Source organism: Phyllobacterium sp. SL163 (assembly GCF_049896885.1).
Classification (GTDB): domain Bacteria; phylum Pseudomonadota; class Alphaproteobacteria; order Rhizobiales; family Rhizobiaceae; genus Phyllobacterium; species Phyllobacterium calauticae.
On record NZ_JAFCVE010000001.1, the window covers coordinates 127,296 to 145,303 of the forward strand.

Here is an 18,008-nt window from a genome sequence, read left to right on the forward strand (position 1 = left end):
CTGTTTCAAAGACGGTAGGCTTGTTTGGCCAGCCGGTAGCTCAGGTCGTGGGCAATCGTGTGCGCCTCATCCTCGTCCAGCCGGTGATCGGCGACAAGCCGCGCGAGATAAGCGCAATCCACCCGGCGGGCCATGTCGTGCCGGGCGGGAATGGAAAGGTAAGCCCGCGTGTCATCGTTGAACCCGACGGTGTTGTAGAACCCGGCCGTCTCGGTGGTCAGTTCGCGGAAGCGGCGCATGCCTTCGGGACTGTCATGGAACCACCATGCAGGTCCGAGCCGCAGGGCGGGATAGTGCCCGGCAAGCGGCGCCAGTTCGCGGCTGTAGCTGGTCTCATCCAGCGTGAAGAGAATGAGGGTCAATTGCGGATTGTTGCCGAACGCGTCGAGCAGTGGTTTCAGCTCCTCCACATAGCCGGTGGAGCGCGGAATATCCGCCCCCTTGTCAGGACCGAAACCGGCGAAAACCCTGGCATTGTGGTTGCGGAAGGAGCCCGGATGCAGCTGCATGACCAGCCCGTCATCAATGCTCATGCGCGCCATTTCGGTCAGCATCTGCGCGCGGAACAGATCGGCATCCGCATTGGAAACATCGGGCCGCAGGACCCGCTCGAACAGCGCCGCGGCGTCAGCGACGGGCAGATCGGCGGTGCGCGCGCTGGGATGGCCGTGATCGCTTGAGGTGGCGCCCCGCGCCTTGAAATAGGCACGCCGGTTGCGGTGCGCCTCAAGATAGCCCTTGTAGTTCAGCGACGTGCCGGCAAGGGCAATGAGCCTTTCCACATTCGTGCGGAAATCTGGGCGCGATGCATCGATCACCGCATCGGGCCGGTAGGCGGGGACGACACGCCCGTCCCAGCCCGACTTTCGGATGATGTCGTGGGCCGCAAGGTCATCCGTCGCCGCATCGGTGGTCGAGATCACCTCGATGCCGAACTGCTTGTAGAGTGCGCGCGGGCGCATCGTCGGCTCGCCGAGCTTGTCGGCAATACGGTCATAGAGCAGGTCGGCATTGCTTTCGTTCAACCGCTCCGTGATGCCGAAAACCGTTTCCATGGCATGCTCGAACCACAGGCGCGACGGCGTGCCGCGAAACAGGTACCAGTGTTTGGCAAACAGGCGCCAGATCGTGCGGCCGTCGGTTTCGACAGGCCCGCCATCGTGGCGCGGCACGCCCAGATCCTCGAGCTTGACACCTTGAGAATACAGCATGCGGAAAATATAATGGTCGGGCTTGACGAAGAGACTGGCCGGATCGGGAAAGGCCTCGTCATGGGCGTACCACAGCGGGTCCGTGTGGCCATGCGGCGAGATGATGGGCAGGCGCTCGACGTCCGAAAAAAGCCGCCGCGCGATGGAACGGGCATCGGCTTCGATGGGGAAAAGTCGATCTGGGTGGAGAGGCATCGTCGGTCCTTGCTGTCATCTTCCGCACCGGCCGATACACCATACGCTGCGTGTACCGGAGCCGAAGCCGTGAAATTGCCCCTGTCGAGGCGCTTTTCGCACCGCGCGAGCCGCCTTGGGTGTCTTGTGAACATTCGGCTTTTGCGATCTTGGCGAAGAGTAAATAATAATATATTAGTATGTCAACTGGATCGATGTGCCCTGAAATCGTTTCATTCGCGGCTTTGGCACTATGATTTCGCGCGGAATTCTACCATTCATGACGGTGGATTCATCCGCGACACAGGAAATGGAGCGCTGGAATGGCAGCACAGAACCGGGGAGAGAAAAGTTTGGCCGTGGCGACACCGGCTGAACCCATCGCCTCAGCACGAGACAATGCGACGCGTTTCGCCAAATCCGGCACACGCGGCGCCCCAGCCGGACGCATGACGACAGCCACGGCGATCTACCGCGAACTGCATGCTGCCATCGTTTCCATGCAGATGACCCCCGGCACCGCCCTCAACGAAAAAGTTTTGACGGAACGCTTTGGCGTCAGCCGCACCCCGGTTCGCGAAGCGCTGATCCGGCTGGTGGAAGACGGGCTGGTCGATGTCTTTCCGCAGTCGGGCACCTTTGTTGCCCGCATCCCGGTTGCCCTGATCCCGGAGGCCGTGGTCATCCGGCAGGCGCTGGAAGGCGCGACCGTCGAGCGCGCTGCGGCGGTTGCCACCGCCAAGGATGTGGAATGGCTGGACGAGATTCTGGCGCGCCAGCAGTTTTTTGCCGACCGGCAGAACATGAGTGCCTTCCACGAAGCCGACGAGGCCTTTCACGAGGCGATTGCCGGCATCGCCGGCCATCCCGGCATCTGGCACTATCTGAAGCCGGTGAAAGTGCAGATCGACCGTGCCCGCCGCATGACGCTGCCAGCCCTCGGCCGCATGGAGCACGTGCTTGCCGAGCACAGGATCATCCGCAATGCCATCGAAATTCATGACGTACCGGCCGCCTGCGCGGCAATGAAGCAGCATTTGAATGCCGTCATTCCCGATATTGATGAACTGAGAAAAAGCCACCCGGGCTCATTCGTCTGAACCCGGCGATTACACGAAGTGACGGAGGACTGAATGCGTCAGGCATGGAGATGGTTTGGGCCAAAAGCCGGTGTTACGCTGGACAATGTGCGCCAAGCCGGGGCGACCGATATCGTATCGGCGCTGCACGAGGTACCGATCGGTCAGGCCTGGACCGAAAAACAGGTACATGAACGCAAGTCGCTCATCGAAACCACCCCCGCCGGGCGTATTCCCCTGACCTGGTCGGTGGTCGAGAGCATTCCGATCCCCGATGCGGTCAAACGCCTCGGCGGTGCGGCGAAGCACGAAATCGCCGCCTGGATTGCCAGCATGGAAGCGCTCGCAGCCAATGATATCCGTGTCATCTGCTACAATTTCATGCCCGTTGTCGACTGGTGCCGTACCGACCTCGATTATGTCACGCCGACCGGTTCGACCGCGATGCGCTTCGACCACAACACCTTTGCGGTGTTCGACCTGCACATCCTGCAGCGCACGAATGCGGAAGCGGCCTATTCGCAGGAGGACCGCGCTATCGCGGCGGCGCTCTACGCCGAAATGAGCGGACAGGAAATCGCTGACCTCACCCGCAATATCGCCAGCGCGCTGCCCGGCTCGACAACCGAGCCGCTGACCATCCCCGCCTTCCGCGACAAGCTCGAAGCCTATTCCGGCATCGACGCCGGCAGACTGCGCCAGCATCTGATCGAATTCCTCGAAGCCGTCACACCCGTCGCTGACGATCTCGGCGTCAAGCTGACACTGCATCCGGATGATCCGCCCCGTCCGCTTTTCGGCCTGCCGCGCATTGCCTCGACGGAGGCCGATTATGCCGCCCTGTTCGACGCCGTTCCATCCCCGGCCAACGGTATGTGCTTCTGCACTGGAAGCCTTGGCGTTCGGGCCGACAATGATCTGCCAGCAATTGCCCGCCGCTTTGCCTCGCGCATCCACTTCTCCCACCTGCGCGCCACCACCCGGGAAGGCGACGGCCGCAGCTTCCATGAGGCAGCGCATCTGGAAGGCGATGTGGACATGGTCGCCGTGCTGAAGGAATTGCTGGCCGAAGACCACAAACGCGACCGGTCCGGCAGCATCATCTTCCGCTCCGATCACGGTCACCGCATGCTGGACGACCTGACGAAGGAGGTCACGCCGGGTTATCCCGCCATCGGCCGCCTGCGCGGCCTGGCCGAACTGCGCGGTATCATCCACGCGCTGGATGCCGGGGCCCTCGCCTGAATTCCGGTCAAGCGCCGATATCGAGGTAAACCCCGGCATGCACGTGCCGGGGTTTTTCATTTTCAATCGTTAATTCCGTTTAACACATTTGGCCCGAAACTGGGGATTTCAGAGTCTTCGTTTAGGCTTTCGTTCAGTATTGATCACATTACCGCCATATTTCAAAGGGAACGGCGGCAATAGTTCCACGGATGCAAGCATCCTTGATCACGTTTTGAGTCATAATAAGACAAATTTTTTGAATGACTTGGCTGATCTTGCGGGATTTGCTCACCGATATTTCCCTTTCGGGCCACCTCGAGGACACATTTACCCAAAATAGAATGGATCACTCACTCACGTGATGATCTACTTGCCCATGATCATTCTTATGCGTGCGTCTTCAGTCTGGCAGTACCTGCCGCGGGCCGTTTTAAAGTGCGAATTTCAATATGGTCTCCATTGCAAGTATCCGTAAGGTACTTACTGCAACCATGCTTCTTCTGATGTTTGGTATCGTTTCGGCGAACGCCGGTTCTGCCTGTGGCGGTGCCTCCTGGTACGCGCTTCATTCCAAGACGGCTTCCGGCGAGCGCATGAACCCATCCGCTCTCACCGCCGCGCACCGCACCCTGCCTTTTGGTTCCAAGGTGAAGGTTACCAACCAGCGCAACGGCAAGTCGATCGTCGTGCGCATCAACGACCGCGGCCCGTTCATCAAGGGCCGTGTGCTCGATCTTTCCAAGGGCGCTGCAAACCGTCTGGGTTTCGTTGGCGCGGGCCATACCAATATCTGCATGGCCAAGCTCTGATAGACCTTCCCGCGCATCCCCGCCGGAAGGCAGGGATGCGGCCTCTTCGCGCTATCCTGCCCTCCACAATATCTTGATCGCGGTGCAGGATTGACCTTGACCATTGAACGTGACATCGCCATGTCAGCACTCCTAATCCTGTCGGGGGACGTTCCATGGCATTGAAAGTCGCGGTCCAGATGGACCATATCAATTCGATCCGCATCGCAGGTGATACGAGCTTTGCCCTGTGCCTCGAGGCGCAAGCCCGCGGCCACAAGCTCTATCACTATACGCCGGACCGGCTCAGCATGCGCGACGGCATCGTTCGCGCGCGGGTGGAAGAACTGCAGGTCCGCGATGTGGAAGGCGACCACTTCACCCTGGGTGAACCGGTTTCCCGCGACCTGTCCGAGATGGATGTGGTGCTGCTCCGGCAGGACCCGCCCTTTGACATGAACTATATCACAACAACGCATCTGCTCGAGCGCATCCATCCGAAAACGCTTGTCGTCAACGATCCGGCCTGGGTACGCAACAGCCCGGAAAAAATCTTCGTCACCGAATTCCCCGACCTCATGCCCGATACGCTGATCACCAAGGATCCGCAGGAGATCGTGGCCTTCCGCAAGGAGTTCGGCGACATCATCCTCAAGCCGCTCTACGGCAATGGCGGCGCCGGCGTGTTCCATCTTGCCGATGGCGACCGCAACCTGACATCGCTGCTGGAAATGTTCGGCCAGATGTTCCGCGAGCCGATCATTGCACAGCGCTATCTCAAGGACGTGCGGGCCGGTGACAAGCGCATCATCCTGATCGACGGCGAGCCGGTCGGTGCGATCAACCGCGTGCCATCGGAAAGCGATGCACGCTCCAACATGCATGTGGGCGGGCGGGCCGAGAAGACCGAACTGACGGAACGCGAGCGCGAGATCTGCACGCGCATCGGCCCTTCCCTGCGCGAGCGCGGCTTCATTCTCGTCGGCATCGATGTCATCGGCGACTACATGACCGAAATCAACGTGACGTCGCCCACGGGCATACGCGAAGTCAAGCGCTTCGGCGGTGCCGATATCGCCGCGCTGTTCTGGGACGCTGTCGAGGCCAAGCGGCGCTAACTGCGCCGTTCCCGTTCCATCGCCTCAAGGATATCGACAAAGGCGCGCACGCGCGCAGGCCTGTATTTGGCCGGCGGATAGACCGCGTGAATGCCGCCCGCCGGCAATGACCAGCCGGGCAGCAGGCGCACGAGCCGGCCGGCCGCAATATCCTGCACCACCTGGTAGTCCGGCATGACGGCGAGCCCGATACCGGCGAGGACGCAGACATAGCTTGCCTCGGTGCCGTTAGCGCTGACAACGGACTTGCCCGTCACAACCACCTTTTCATCGCCTTTGGCAAACAGCCAGCGCAACGGTTCCTTCAGCGCCCCGTTGGCGATCCATTTCGCCGCTTCGAGCGCGCAGGGATGCGCAACGCGACCGATCTGCCCGGCATAGGCGGGCGAACAGACGAGATGCTGCTCGAACGTGCCGATCCGCCGGGCCTGCGCGCTGGAATCCTCCAGCCAGCCGACGCGGATCGAGAGATCAAGCTCATTGTCGACCAGATCGAATTTGACATCGGTGAAGGTGAGATCGGCCTGCATCTGCGGATGGCACTGAAGATAAAGCGCCAGTGCCGGCGCCACGACCTTTGCGCCATAATCCAGCGGCGCTGTCAGCATCAGGGTCCCGACAGGTGTTCCGGTCTCGGACGACACCTCCTCGATCGCGTTTTCAGCCTCGCGCAGGACGACGATGCAACGTTCGTAGAAACGCCGCCCCGCCTCCGTCGTCCGCAGCCGCCGTGTCGTGCGGATCAGGAGCGCCGTGCCAAGTTCCTCCTCCAGTTTCGACACCTGATGGCTGACGACGGCCTTGGCGACACCCAGCCGGTCGGCGGCGGCGGTGAACGATCCCATATCCACCACGGTGACGAAATAGATGAACCTGTTGAAACTGACCGCGGGCATGACACGCCTTATTATACGAAATAATCATATAGTTTGTCATTTTGATCGGGATTTTTCAAGAAACTCGTCCATGTCACTATACGCCCCACAGTGAGAAACCGAGCGAGGACCGAGACGTGCGAACCCTTCTGACACGACGCGATACGATGAAATCCCTTCTGGCAGCCGGTGCCGTGGCGGCCCTGCAGCCGCTGGGCGCCATTGCGGCCAGGGCCGCTTCCGCGCTGACATGGACCTATTTCCAGGCGGATGAGAACGGTTTCCGCCGCACCCCGGTGCTCCTGACCGGCGAGAAGGAAGCGATCCTGCTCGATGGCGGGTTCACACTCTCCGATGGACGCGCGGTTGCCGATGCGATCAAGGCGACCGGCAAGACCCTGACAACGATTTACATCAGCTGCAGCGACCCCGATTACTATTTTGGCCTGCGTCCCATCGTCGATGCCTTCCCCAAGGCAAAAGTCCTTGCGGCGCACGCCACCGTGGACGCCATCAAGGGCAACGTGCAGGGCAAGCTCGACGTCTGGGGGCCGCAGCTCAAGGACAATGGACCGAAGGTGCTGGCGGATGTCGTCATTCCGGAAGCCTCAGACCTGTCCTCGCTCGACCTGGAGGGAAACAGGATCGAGATCGTCACCATCAAGGATATGAAGGATCGCCGCTATCTCTGGGTGCCCGGGCTTGAAGCGGTTTTCGGCGGTGTGCTGGTTTCGTCAGGCGTCCATGTCTGGGTTGCGGACGAGCCGGCCGTGGAAGACCGGAAGAAGTGGATTGCCGTGCTTGATGAAATGGCGGCGCGCAATCCCCGGATCGTCGTGCCGTCGCATCAGGTTGCCGGTGCCCCGCAGGGACTTGCGGCGGTAAAATTCACCCGGAACTATCTCGAGACGTTCAACACGGAAGCCGGGAAAGCCAAGACCAGCGGCGAACTGATCTCCGCCATGAAGGCGCATTACCCCGACCTGCTCGATGTCTCATCGCTTGAACTGGGCGCCAAGGTCGCCAAGGGCGAGATGAAATGGGGCTGATGGTCCCCGGCTGAACCGCATCGCGCCGAATTCCATCCCCGGTGCGGGCCGGTTGTTCTCCTAACGTTCTTGTCATGCCACGCAAATTGTGATGAGGTGCCGTTATTGGCATTGTTCATTTTTTAGATGCGGTATTTTAGGGAACGATTGATGGTCACCCGCGTACGCACCGTCGCATTTCAGGGCATTGAGGCCCAGCCTGTCGATGTGCAGGTGATGATCGCCCCCGGCAAAATGGGAATCCATATTGTGGGCCTGCCCGACAAGGCCGTGGCTGAAAGCCGCGAGCGCGTGCAGGCGGCGCTGCATGCCTCCGGCCTGTCCCTGCCGCCCAAGAAGGTCACCGTCAACCTCGCGCCGGCGGACCTGCCCAAGGAAGGCAGCCATTACGACCTGCCGATCGCCATGGGCCTGATGGCGGGGCTCGGCGCCATTCCCGCCGATGTGCTGGACGCCTACGTCGTTCTCGGCGAACTGTCGCTCGATGGCACGATCACCCATGTGGCCGGGGTTCTTCCTGCCGCGATCTCCGCCAACCGGCAGGAGCGCGGCCTGATCTGCCCCGCCCCCTGCGGACCCGAGGCTGCCTGGGCGGGCGCGCAGATCGATATTCTGGCGCCGCGCAGCCTGATCAGTCTCGCCAATCATTTTCGCGGCCATCAGGTGCTATCGCGCCCTGAACCGTGCCTGCAGACCAATGCAGCCGATCTGCCCGATCTGAGCGATATCAGAGGACAGGAAGGCGCCCGGCGCGCGCTGGAGATTGCCGCTGCGGGCGGCCATAACCTCCTCATGATCGGACCGCCCGGCGCGGGAAAGTCCATGCTCGCGCAGCGGCTTCCGTCCATCCTGCCGCCGCTGCTGCCGCACGAATTGCTCGAGGTGTCGATGATTGCTTCGGTCGCTGGTGAATTGCCGGGCGGCAGACTCACCGACCGGCGGCCGTTCCGGGCACCGCACCATTCCGCCTCCATGGCGGCGATGGTCGGCGGCGGCATGCGCGCCCGCCCCGGTGAAGTCTCCCTCGCCCATCGCGGCGTGCTGTTTCTGGATGAATTTCCCGAATTCGCGCCCCAGGTGCTCGATTCCCTGCGCCAGCCGCTGGAAAGCGGAGAATGCATGATCGCCCGCGCCAATCACCGTATTTCCTATCCGGCGCAAATCCAGCTCGTGGCCGCCATGAACCCCTGCCGCTGCGGCATGGCCGGAGAACCGGGACACCGCTGCGCCCGGGGGCCACGCTGCCGCCAGGATTACCAGGCCCGCATTTCGGGTCCGCTGCTTGACCGCATCGACCTTCGCATCGACGTTCCCGCCGTCAGTGCCGCCGATCTCATCCGCCGCCCCGTTTCCGAAAGCAGCGCATCGGTCGCACTGCGCGTTGCCCGCGCCCGGGACCTACAGAGGCGCCGCTACGAACAAATGGGATCGCCCGCCGTGACAGTGAACGCCCATTGCCCCGCGGCGTTGATCGAAGAGGTTTCCCGACCAGACAAGCCCGGCCAGGCACTGCTGCAGCAGGCTGCCGAACAGATGCGCTTTTCCGCACGCGGCTATCACCGGATTCTCAAGGTGGCGCGGACATTGGCCGACCTTGACGGGGCCGAAGCCGTTGGGCGCATTCACGTGGCTGAGGCTATTTCCTACCGGATGGCACAGGACGCAGCCAACGAGGCGGCGTGAAATGTACAAAAGCAAATGCCAGACCTTGGTGGTCCGGCATGTCTTGATTGCCTTTTGGTGGTGGTTTAGTGAACCGACCCGACCAGAATATTGCTTGGGGCTTCGATGCTGACCCAGCGGCCGGTGTTGTTGGTGGCCTGGCGCTTCAGGTAGGTATATTCGGTTTCCGACCAGTTCTTGACGCTGTCGGCAAGGTTGTCGAGGATGAAATCGCCAGTGTCGGTGCGCACCGTCAGAACCGCATGGCCTTCGCCATCGGGCTTGCGCACAACAGTGATCAGCAGATCAGCCGGGGAAACGCCCGCCTGCATCAGTTCACGGCGCTTTTCCAGGACATAGTCTTCGCAATCGCCGACATTGCCGACCTTGTCGGGATAGCCCCAATATTCCTCAACGCCGTAAATTTCCATGTCCGTCAATGGCTTGACCGTCTGGTTCACGTGGCTGTTGACGTTGACGATCAGCTCCCAGAAATCACGCGTCATCTTGGCCGGCGCAACATTGCGGCTGCGGATCGAGCACTCATCCGGCAGGCGCTTGCAGAATTCGTAATGGCCGATCGGCTGGGATGTCAGACCGCCGGTCTGCATGAAAGCTTCAGCTGCGGAGGCGGAATTTGCGATGAGTGCGCCAGCGAAAAGTGCCGCCGCGACCCCCATCGACCTCAAAATCTTTACCGCTCCGAACATGCTTTACTCCGAACCCAACCAGCCTTCGTTAACAAAACGTTAATGGCCGGGAGGGATATGAGTCAATCACAATGGCGCCACGATCCCGCCATTGTTAATATATGGTTAAAATTTGAACTTCCTAGATTTTGACGAAAATTTGAAGGTTGTACGCGGCGGCGGCTCACAACCGCAGGACGATGACGCCCTTGCTGACCGCCTGCGGAAGGTACGCGGCCATGTCAGTAGCGATCTGAATTCATTGTGTTTTATTGAATCTCGAAACAAAACTGCCGGAAGATTCAGTCTTCCGGCATGGCTGTCTGATATTTGAACGGCGTGTTCAGCTGCGTGCGCGTTTACCGATCGGGGTGACATTGCTCTTGCGGTTGGCCTGCGCATGGTCGTTAACGAATTGGACAATACGTGGTGCAATTTCAGCACGGAAACGCGATCCGTTGAACACGCCGTAATGGCCGACCTTGGCCTGCAGATGATGCATGCGCATGGCGTCAGGGATGTTCACACACAGCGTTTGGGCGGCCTTGGTCTGCCCGACACCAGAGATGTCATCGTTCTCGCCCTCGACCGTCAGCAGCGCAACGGTGCGGATCGAGGCGGGATCGACCAGCTTGCCCCGGTGGGTCATCTCACCCTTGGGCAGGGCGTGGCGGACAAAAACCGTATCGACCGTCTGCAGGTAGAATTCCGCAGTCAGATCCATTACCGCCAGATACTCGTCGTAGAACTCGCGGTGCTTGTCGGCGGAATCGCCATCTTCCTTGACCAGATGCATGAAGAATTCCTTGTGCGCCGTGATGTGGCGATCAAGATTCATGCTCATGAAGCCGGAAAGCTGCAGGAAGCCGGGATAGACGTCGCGCATGAAGCCGGCATGCGGCCATGGCACCGACATGATGACATTGTCGCGGAACCAGTCGATGCCCTTCTCCTCGGCCAGGATATTGACCGCGGTCGGGTTCTTGCGTGTATCGATCGGTCCGCCCATCAGCGTCATGCTGGACGGCGCAAACCGGTCGCCATTGGCTTCCATGACCGACACGGCGGCAAGAACCGGGACCGATGGCTGGCAGACCGCCACCACATGGGTGTCTTCGCCCAGCGCGTGGAACATGTCGATGACATAATCGATGTAATCATCCAGATCGAAACGGCCGGCGGTCAGCGGCACGGTGCGCGCATCGACCCAGTCGGTGATGTAGACGTCCGCATGGGGCAGCAGGGCCTCGACGGTGCCGCGCAGCAGCGTGGCATAGTGGCCGGACATGGGTGCAACCACCAGAATCTTCGGGTCCGCAGCACGCTTTGACGACAGCGCGCGCTTGAAGTGGATCACGTTGCAGAACGGCTTTGACCAGACGATCTTTTCGCGGATTTCCACTTCCTCGCCGTCCACGACGGTCGTTGGAAGATTGAAAACCGGCTTGCCGTAGGTGCGCGTGGTTCGTTCGAACAGCTCGCAGCCCGCCGTAATGGACCGGCCGATGATCGTCTGCGAAAAGGGATTGAGCGGATTGTCGTAGAACAGCTTGGTGGCATCCGCCAGGGCCCGGTAGGGCTGGAGAGCGGCATGATTGAGTTCATAAAGCTGGTAAAACATTCCACTGTCCGATCATATCAACACAACGGCGATCTCACAAACATGATCATCAAAGATGAAAATGTTCTTGATGGGAGAATGACCCTAGCCGGTTTGATCGATATTGCAATGCAACAAACGGATTAGTGAAAAGAAAGATGTTCACAATTTCCTGTGCAGGCGCAACATGAATTGCGCACTGCACAGGTAAAGATCAAGCGCCTTCGACAATGACCATTTCGCCGTCGGCATATTGCTGCCGGATGAGCTTGGCCGCCTGGTATTCCGCAGAGTTGTAGCAATCGAGGGCATGCTGCACCGATGGAAACTCGATCACCACATTGCGGCCGCGCGCCGTGCCTTCCAGTTCATGAAACGTGCCGCCCCGCGCCAGGAAATGTGCGCCGAACCGTTCGAAGGCCGGCTTTGCCGTCGTTATGTAACCCTTGTAGCCCTCCGCATCGCGAACATCGATGCGCGCTATCCAATATCCCTTGGCCATAGATCCTCCACATCACGCATTGTCCGGTGACTCACCCGGACCGCAGCGGATTTGATCAGACGCCCGCCATTTCGGCAAGGATCGCTTCTGCCGCAGCCCTGGGATCGCCGGCAGCAACGATCGGCCGGGCAACCACGAGATGGCTCGCGCCGGCGCGCAGCGCATCGGCAGGCGTCATCACCCGCTTCTGATCACCCACGTCGGCCCCCTTCGGTCGGATACCCGGCGTGACGACGGCAAGGTTCGGCCCGACAATCTTGCGCACGGCGGAGGCTTCGGCTGCCGAGCAGACGATGCCGCCCATTCCCGCATGCAGCGCCTGTTCGGCACGGATCAGCACCAGCCTATGCGGATCGTGCTCGTAACCGGCATCGATCATGTCCTGCTGGTCCATGGAAGTGAGGACCGTGACGCCGAGCAGGCACAGGTCCGAACCGCGCGCAGCCGCCACGGCCGCCTGCATGGCCTTGGGGTAGGCATGCAGCGTCAGCATGGAAACGCCCATCTTGACGATATTCTCGACGCCCTTGGCGACGGTATTGTCGATATCGAGGAGCTTCATGTCCAGAAAGACTTTTTTGCCGGATTGGACAAGTTCCGAGGCAAATCCAAGGCCGCCGGCAAAGGCCAGCTGATAGCCGATTTTGTAGAAGGATACCGTATCCCCGAGCGTACCGACGATATCGCCCGCCGCCTTCAGGTCAGGCACATCGAGGCCTACGATGAGGCGATCGCGCAAAGCCGCTTCCATCATGACAAACCACCTTTTCCGTTGATCGCCATCCCATGGCACACCAGCGCCCGATAGGAAAGATCACAACGGCAAAAGGACGGGTAAAAACTGCCTGTCAGCGCGATTTTGCCAGCCGTGCATGGTCGATCAGCGATTGGCAGACGCGTTCCATGGACCGTGCGGTCCGTTCATCGTGAAACGAGCCATCGCTGGCGAAGGCCTCATGGGCATGGGCCACGGAACATTGTTCGCTGATGATCAGCGTTCCAACATTCATCAGCACGGAGCGCAGGTGGTAGAGCCCGCGGACACCGGCAAAATTGCCGTCGGAGGATGAACAAAGCGCGACGATCTTGCCGGCATAGGGCCGCAAAGGCTTCTCGCCGTCGCGCGAAATCCGGCTGACCCAGTCGATGGTGTTCTTCAAGAGCGGCGGGATCGACGAATTGTATTCGGGCGACGCAATGAGAATGCCGTCATGAGCGGCGAACAGCCGCCCAAGCTTCATGGCATTCTCCGGTATGCCTTTTTCCTCCTCCAGATCCTGATCCATGATCGGCAGCGGGTAGTCGATGAGGGCTATGCGTGTCACCTCGGCGCCCAGCGCTGCCAATGTCCGGGTGGCGACATCGGCGACCTGGCCGCTGAAAGCACCGGTACGGTTCGAACCTGCGAAAACGAGGATCTTCGGCAGCATGGGGTTCCCTCTGTGGGTCAGGCAATGAAAGGCAAATCAGGCGCGGCGGTAAATCCACAGGCGGGCGGGCGGGACATTGCGGATGATGAAATCGAGGTGTTCGATCTTGTAATTGCCGCGGCCGGCGGGAACCGGCGACATCGGACCGTAGGTGATCTGGACGATCGGGCGGCCATGCGGCACGCGGCGCAGCAGGTCCTCGATGATCTTCACCCGGTCGCCGACCGGAAAATTCAGCAGCGGCACCGCCGAAACGACCGAATCAAACATCTGGTCCTTGTGGCCGCCGAGCGTCTTGTCGAGGTTGAACGCGTCGCCCTCGATAATGTTCACGCCGGGGAAATCCGCGCGCAGATGCGCGGCGAAATCCGAGGAATATTCGACGCAGAACAGATTGTCAGGCGTAACGCCGCGATTGAGAATCGCCCGCGTGATCACGCCAGTGCCGGGTCCAAGTTCGAGTACCGGCAATCCGGAATGCGGATTGACGACGCTGGCCATCCGGCGCGCGGTGATGGAGCTGGTTGGCAGAATCGAGCCCACGGCCTTCGGTCCATGCATCCAGCCTTTGAAAAACCGGATCTCCTCGCCGAATTTTTCAGCGAGTTTTTTTCCCAGTGGTCGTGTCATTCCCATCCTCCCGTCGCAGGTAGACAAATTTATGACGCAACTCGTGGCGGAAGCAAGGCCAGTTGTCTTAAATCCGTAACAAATTTACTCGCTGAGTCCCTCGAAGAATTCCTTCATGCGGGCAAAAAAGCCTGACGATTGCGGGCTGTTGTCCTGGGACGACACGCGCTCGAACTCTTCCAGCAACTCGCGCTGGCGCTTGTTGAGATTCTGCGGCGTCTCGATGGCAATCTGGATATAGAGATCGCCCATGGCGGGCTGTCGCAAAACCGGCATGCCCTTGCCCTTGAGGCGGAATTGCTTGGCGTTCTGCGTGCCTTCGGGGATCTTGACCCGTGTCTGCGTGCCATCAAGCGTGGCCACCTCGAACTGGCCGCCCAGTGCCGCTGTGGTCATGGAAATCGGCACCTTGCAGTAAAGGTCCGATCCGTCGCGCTGGAAGAATTCATGTGGTTTCAGCGACAGGAAAATATAGAGATCGCCGGATGGCCCGCCGCGCACGCCCGCCTCGCCTTCCCCGGTCAGCCGGATGCGGGTGCCGTCTTCGATACCAGCGGGAATGTTGACCGAGAGGGAACGCTCCTCGGTGATTCGGCCCTGGCCGGAACACTTCGTGCAGGGATCCTTGATGGTCTGGCCGCGGCCATGGCACGTCGGGCAGGTCCGCTCGATGGAAAAGAACCCTTGCGCCGCCCGGACACGGCCGGAACCGCCGCAGGTGTTGCAGGTGACGGGGGACGTGCCTGGCTTGGCGCCGCTGCCGGAACACTCATCGCAGGTGATGGATGTCGGCACGCGAATCTGCGCCGTCTTGCCCGCATAGGCCTCTTCCAGCGTGATTTCCATGTTGTAGCGAAGATCGGCACCGCGCTCGCGTCCGCCGGAGCGGCGCTGGCGCCCGCCACCCATCATCTCGCCAAAAATATCCTCGAAAATATCGGCAAAGCCACCGGCGCCGCCAAAACCGCCGCCTCCTCCACCCATGCCGCCATTTTCAAACGCCGCGTGACCGAACCGGTCATAGGCCGCGCGCTTGTTGGGGTCTTTCAAGGTTTCATAGGCTTCGCCGATTTCCTTGAATTTGTGCTCGGCGTTCTCATCGCCCGGATTCTTGTCGGGGTGATATTGCATCGCCAGTTTACGGAAAGCGCTTTTCAGCTCTTTCTCATCAGCGCCTCTCGCTACGCCGAGGGTTTCGTAATAGTCAGCCTTCATCCAAACACTCGTTCCATGAAATCAGAGAGCCTCACGCAGAGGCTCGTTTTAGACCGGTATTTAGGTGTTCAGCGCCCCGAATGCCATAGTCTACTTGGATTGATTCGTTCCACTTGGCGCATATTTGCGCATTATTGCGTTTGTGTGGCAATCCTTCCACGGTTTTATACACCTGTGAAAACCAAAATGCTTTAATCCGCCGCCTGCTGAAAGGCTGCTGTGCCCAGTTTCTCCCCTTGCCACGCCCGCTTTTGCGTCTGACCATTGAAAGAAGAGAATGACGGGCGGTCCTTGGAACGCGGGTCTTGGGGTAGTCCGTATGCGATGCTTGCGATCCAAGGACCACCCGCCCCGGCGATTTGTGTTTTCACCCTGTCCTGCCGCCTCACCGGACCTTTCGGGCCCCGTGAAACGCTGGCAGAGAGGCGAAACCTCCTCGACCCGACAGGTTTTCCTCCCCGTGAAGCCGAAGCGCCGATCCTTTCCCGACTTTCGAAGGTTTCCGGAAGCATTCCCGCCGGAAAGGACACGAGAAGGATAAGCGAGGTTGGGAGAACGTGGATAAGTTAGCGTGATTTTTTTCTGATGACGGCAAGACATTGCGCGCTAGCACAAACAAAAAGCCCGGCATTCCTGCCGGGCTTTTCATCATAGTGTGTGCTGCGGATTAGGCAGATTTCTTCTTGCCGTTTTCGTCGATTTCTTCGAAATCGGCGTCGACGACATCTTCATGACCCTTGGCCGTGGCTTCGGTCTTGTCGCCTTCACCTTCAGCAGCCTGGGCTGCTTCATACATAGCCTGCCCGAGCTTCATCGAAACTTCGGCGAGGGTCTGCGTCTTGGCCTTGATGGCTTCGGCGTCATCGCCTTCGGCCGCAGTCTTCAATTCGGCCAGAGCCGTTTCGATTGCCTGCTTGTCCTCGGCCGAAACCTTGTCGCCGTAATCCTTCAGCGACTTTTCCGTCGAATGGATCAGGGCTTCCGCCTGGTTCTTCGACTCGACTGCCTCGCGGCGCTTCTTGTCGGCCTCGGCATTGGCTTCGGCGTCCTTGACCATCTTTTCGATGTCGGCATCGGAAAGACCACCGGATGCCTGGATGCGGATCTGGTGTTCCTTGCCCGTGCCCTTGTCCTTGGCCGAAACGTTGACGATACCGTTGGCATCGATGTCGAAACCGACTTCGATCTGCGGAACGCCGCGCGGTGCGGGCGGAATGCCCACGAGGTCGAACTGGCCAAGTGCCTTGTTGTCGGCAGCCATTTCGCGCTCACCCTGGAAGACGCGGATCGTCACGGCGGACTGGTTGTCCTCGGCCGTGGAGAAGGTCTGCGACTTCTTCGTCGGGATCGTCGTGTTGCGGTCGATCAGACGGGTGAACACGCCGCCGAGCGTTTCGATGCCGAGAGACAAAGGCGTCACGTCGAGCAGGAGAACGTCCTTGACGTCGCCCTGCAGAACGCCTGCCTGAATGGCTGCGCCCATGGCGACAACTTCATCAGGGTTCACGCCCTTGTGGGGTTCCTTGCCGAAAAAGGCCTTCACGACTTCCTGGATCTTCGGCATGCGGGTCATGCCGCCGACCAGAACCACTTCGTCGATTTCACCGGCCTTCAGGCCCGCATCCTTGAGCGCTGCCTTGCAGGGCTCAACGGTGCGCTGGACCAGATCGTCAACCAGGCTCTCGAACTTGGCGCGCGACAGCTTCATGGTCAGGTGCTTCGGACCGGAGGCATCGGCCGTGATGAACGGCAGGTTGATTTCAGTCTGCTGGGCCGACGACAGTTCGATCTTGGCCTTTTCCGCAGCTTCCTTGAGGCGCTGCAGGGCAAGCTTGTCGTTCTTCAGGTCGATGCCCTGTTCCTTCTTGAACTCGGCCGCAAAATACTCGACCAGACGCATGTCGAAGTCTTCACCGCCAAGGAACGTATCGCCATTGGTCGACTTTACTTCGAAAACGCCGTCGCCGATTTCCAGAACGGAAACGTCGAACGTGCCGCCGCCCAGATCGTAGACGGCAATGGTCTTGCCTTCCTTCTTGTCGAGGCCATAGGCCAGGGCAGCTGCGGTCGGCTCGTTGATGATGCGCAGGACTTCCAGACCGGCGATCTTGCCGGCATCCTTGGTGGCCTGACGCTGGGCATCGTTGAAGTAGGCAGGAACGGTGATGACGGCCTTCTCGACCTTTTCACCGAGATAGGCTTCCGCCGTTTCCTTCATCTTCTGCAGAATCATCGCGGAAATCTGCGAAGGCGAATATTTCTGGTTGTGAACTTCCACCCATGCGTCGCCATTGTCGCCTTTGACAATGTGGTAGGGCACAAGCTTCTTGTCCTTTTCAACGGTCGGATCGTCAAAACGGCGTCCGATCAGACGCTTGACCGCAAAGACAGTTCCTTCCGGATTGGTGACAGCCTGGCGCTTGGCCGGCTGGCCAGCAAGGCGCTCATCGCTATCCGTGAAAGCGATGATCGAAGGCGTCGTGCGCGCACCTTCCGCATTTTCAATGACCTTCGCGTTCTTTCCGTCCATGACGGAGACGCAGGAATTGGTCGTACCCAAATCGATACCGATAACTTTAGCCATTATACTTCTCTCCATTCAGCAGGCTGCCGGGACCTCTGCCGAGCATTCCATTCAGCAGCCCCTAGGGGGGTTAAACAATACAAGACGACCACAGCGAGCCGAACTTGCGTGTTGTGGGCTATATAAGAAGGCTGAAATTACCATGCAAGTCAGAAGCTGCGGCATTTACACGCCT

At 59.9% G+C, this 18,008-nt stretch carries 16 protein-coding genes; 6 read left to right on the forward strand and 10 right to left on the reverse strand.

Going from position 1 to position 18,008, the window contains the following annotated elements; genetic code table 11:
- Positions 1 to 5 precede the first annotated feature (5 nt).
- Positions 6 to 1,406, reverse strand: a complete 1,401-nt coding sequence (gene uxaC / locus ACP7B1_RS00610) for a glucuronate isomerase (RefSeq protein ID WP_346307872.1) — start codon at positions 1,404 to 1,406, stop codon at positions 6 to 8.
- 302 nt (positions 1,407 to 1,708) lie between these two features.
- Between uxaC and ACP7B1_RS00615 the strand changes: the two genes are divergently transcribed.
- The 4 genes from ACP7B1_RS00615 to gshB all read left to right on the forward strand — a co-directional run bounded on the left by ACP7B1_RS00615 (position 1,709) and on the right by gshB (position 5,597).
- On the forward strand, positions 1,709 to 2,485 hold the full coding sequence (locus tag ACP7B1_RS00615) for a GntR family transcriptional regulator (protein WP_346307873.1): 777 nt from the start codon (positions 1,709 to 1,711) through the stop codon (positions 2,483 to 2,485).
- A 33-nt stretch (positions 2,486 to 2,518) separates the two neighbouring features.
- Positions 2,519 to 3,709 (forward strand): mannonate dehydratase, encoded by a 1,191-nt coding sequence (uxuA, locus tag ACP7B1_RS00620; protein ID WP_346307874.1) that lies wholly within the window; start codon positions 2,519 to 2,521, stop codon positions 3,707 to 3,709.
- A gap of 473 nt (positions 3,710 to 4,182) precedes the next feature.
- Entirely contained in the window at positions 4,183 to 4,500 is a 318-nt protein-coding gene (locus tag ACP7B1_RS00625) for a septal ring lytic transglycosylase RlpA family protein (RefSeq protein WP_199537995.1), read from the forward strand.
- Positions 4,501 to 4,655: 155 nt separating this feature from the next.
- On the forward strand, positions 4,656 to 5,597 hold the full coding sequence (gene gshB / locus ACP7B1_RS00630; protein ID WP_346307875.1) for a glutathione synthase: 942 nt from the start codon (positions 4,656 to 4,658) through the stop codon (positions 5,595 to 5,597).
- On the opposite strand, the gene ACP7B1_RS00635 is transcribed toward gshB, so the two are convergent.
- The gene (locus tag ACP7B1_RS00635) at positions 5,594 to 6,493 is read right to left on the reverse strand and encodes a LysR substrate-binding domain-containing protein (RefSeq protein WP_346307876.1); all 900 of its coding nucleotides are present in this window, start codon (positions 6,491 to 6,493) and stop codon (positions 5,594 to 5,596) included. The genes gshB and ACP7B1_RS00635 overlap by 4 nt on opposite strands.
- A gap of 146 nt (positions 6,494 to 6,639) precedes the next feature.
- On the opposite strand from ACP7B1_RS00635, the gene ACP7B1_RS00640 reads away from it, so the two are divergent.
- Together ACP7B1_RS00640 and ACP7B1_RS00645 are read left to right on the forward strand one after the other, a co-directional pair.
- Positions 6,640 to 7,521 carry an MBL fold metallo-hydrolase gene (locus ACP7B1_RS00640; RefSeq protein ID WP_346307882.1) on the forward strand — a complete coding sequence of 294 codons (882 nt, stop codon included), beginning with the start codon at positions 6,640 to 6,642 and terminating at the stop codon, positions 7,519 to 7,521.
- 150 nt (positions 7,522 to 7,671) lie between these two features.
- Positions 7,672 to 9,204: a YifB family Mg chelatase-like AAA ATPase gene (locus tag ACP7B1_RS00645; RefSeq protein WP_346307877.1), complete on the forward strand. Its 1,533-nt coding sequence runs from the start codon at positions 7,672 to 7,674 to the stop codon at positions 9,202 to 9,204.
- Between the two features lie 65 nt (positions 9,205 to 9,269).
- Here the strand turns inward: ACP7B1_RS00645 and ACP7B1_RS00650 are convergent, their stop codons facing one another.
- The 8 genes from ACP7B1_RS00650 to dnaK all read right to left on the reverse strand — a co-directional run bounded on the left by ACP7B1_RS00650 (position 9,270) and on the right by dnaK (position 17,833).
- Positions 9,270 to 9,893 (reverse strand): transglutaminase-like cysteine peptidase, encoded by a 624-nt coding sequence (locus ACP7B1_RS00650; RefSeq protein ID WP_346307878.1) that lies wholly within the window; start codon positions 9,891 to 9,893, stop codon positions 9,270 to 9,272.
- A gap of 322 nt (positions 9,894 to 10,215) precedes the next feature.
- Positions 10,216 to 11,493 (reverse strand): polyhydroxyalkanoate depolymerase, encoded by a 1,278-nt coding sequence (locus ACP7B1_RS00655; RefSeq protein ID WP_346307879.1) that lies wholly within the window; start codon positions 11,491 to 11,493, stop codon positions 10,216 to 10,218.
- Between the two features lie 193 nt (positions 11,494 to 11,686).
- On the reverse strand, positions 11,687 to 11,974 hold the full coding sequence (locus ACP7B1_RS00660; RefSeq protein ID WP_223614001.1) for a DUF1330 domain-containing protein: 288 nt from the start codon (positions 11,972 to 11,974) through the stop codon (positions 11,687 to 11,689).
- A gap of 55 nt (positions 11,975 to 12,029) precedes the next feature.
- Positions 12,030 to 12,725 carry an orotidine-5'-phosphate decarboxylase gene (gene pyrF / locus ACP7B1_RS00665; protein ID WP_346307883.1) on the reverse strand — a complete coding sequence of 232 codons (696 nt, stop codon included), beginning with the start codon at positions 12,723 to 12,725 and terminating at the stop codon, positions 12,030 to 12,032.
- A gap of 97 nt (positions 12,726 to 12,822) precedes the next feature.
- Positions 12,823 to 13,404 carry an NAD(P)H-dependent oxidoreductase gene (locus tag ACP7B1_RS00670; protein WP_346307880.1) on the reverse strand — a complete coding sequence of 194 codons (582 nt, stop codon included), beginning with the start codon at positions 13,402 to 13,404 and terminating at the stop codon, positions 12,823 to 12,825.
- 36 nt (positions 13,405 to 13,440) lie between these two features.
- Positions 13,441 to 14,034 carry a phospholipid N-methyltransferase PmtA gene (gene pmtA, locus ACP7B1_RS00675; protein WP_288191858.1) on the reverse strand — a complete coding sequence of 198 codons (594 nt, stop codon included), beginning with the start codon at positions 14,032 to 14,034 and terminating at the stop codon, positions 13,441 to 13,443.
- A gap of 84 nt (positions 14,035 to 14,118) precedes the next feature.
- Positions 14,119 to 15,249: a molecular chaperone DnaJ gene (gene dnaJ, locus ACP7B1_RS00680; protein ID WP_223613999.1), complete on the reverse strand. Its 1,131-nt coding sequence runs from the start codon at positions 15,247 to 15,249 to the stop codon at positions 14,119 to 14,121.
- Positions 15,250 to 15,916: 667 nt separating this feature from the next.
- Positions 15,917 to 17,833 (reverse strand): molecular chaperone DnaK, encoded by a 1,917-nt coding sequence (gene dnaK, locus ACP7B1_RS00685; protein WP_403179652.1) that lies wholly within the window; start codon positions 17,831 to 17,833, stop codon positions 15,917 to 15,919.
- Positions 17,834 to 18,008 lie beyond the last annotated feature (175 nt).

Excerpts from the sequence above, each read along its gene's own strand:
- uxaC (WP_346307872.1), bottom strand. The coding sequence starts at position 1,406 with ATGCCTCTCCACCCAGATCGACTTTTCCCCATCGAAGCCGATGCCCGT.
- ACP7B1_RS00615 (WP_346307873.1), top strand. The coding sequence starts at position 1,709 with ATGGCAGCACAGAACCGGGGAGAGAAAAGTTTGGCCGTGGCGACACCG.
- uxuA (WP_346307874.1), top strand. The coding sequence starts at position 2,519 with ATGCGTCAGGCATGGAGATGGTTTGGGCCAAAAGCCGGTGTTACGCTG.
- ACP7B1_RS00625 (WP_199537995.1), top strand. The coding sequence starts at position 4,183 with ATGCTTCTTCTGATGTTTGGTATCGTTTCGGCGAACGCCGGTTCTGCC.
- gshB (WP_346307875.1), top strand. The coding sequence starts at position 4,656 with ATGGCATTGAAAGTCGCGGTCCAGATGGACCATATCAATTCGATCCGC.
- ACP7B1_RS00635 (WP_346307876.1), bottom strand. The coding sequence starts at position 6,493 with ATGCCCGCGGTCAGTTTCAACAGGTTCATCTATTTCGTCACCGTGGTG.
- ACP7B1_RS00640 (WP_346307882.1), top strand. The coding sequence starts at position 6,640 with ATGAAATCCCTTCTGGCAGCCGGTGCCGTGGCGGCCCTGCAGCCGCTG.
- ACP7B1_RS00645 (WP_346307877.1), top strand. The coding sequence starts at position 7,672 with ATGGTCACCCGCGTACGCACCGTCGCATTTCAGGGCATTGAGGCCCAG.
- ACP7B1_RS00650 (WP_346307878.1), bottom strand. The coding sequence starts at position 9,893 with ATGTTCGGAGCGGTAAAGATTTTGAGGTCGATGGGGGTCGCGGCGGCA.
- ACP7B1_RS00655 (WP_346307879.1), bottom strand. The coding sequence starts at position 11,493 with ATGTTTTACCAGCTTTATGAACTCAATCATGCCGCTCTCCAGCCCTAC.
- ACP7B1_RS00660 (WP_223614001.1), bottom strand. The coding sequence starts at position 11,974 with ATGGCCAAGGGATATTGGATAGCGCGCATCGATGTTCGCGATGCGGAG.
- pyrF (WP_346307883.1), bottom strand. The coding sequence starts at position 12,725 with ATGGAAGCGGCTTTGCGCGATCGCCTCATCGTAGGCCTCGATGTGCCT.
- ACP7B1_RS00670 (WP_346307880.1), bottom strand. The coding sequence starts at position 13,404 with ATGCTGCCGAAGATCCTCGTTTTCGCAGGTTCGAACCGTACCGGTGCT.
- pmtA (WP_288191858.1), bottom strand. The coding sequence starts at position 14,034 with ATGACACGACCACTGGGAAAAAAACTCGCTGAAAAATTCGGCGAGGAG.
- dnaJ (WP_223613999.1), bottom strand. The coding sequence starts at position 15,249 with ATGAAGGCTGACTATTACGAAACCCTCGGCGTAGCGAGAGGCGCTGAT.
- dnaK (WP_403179652.1), bottom strand. The coding sequence starts at position 17,833 with ATGGCTAAAGTTATCGGTATCGATTTGGGTACGACCAATTCCTGCGTC.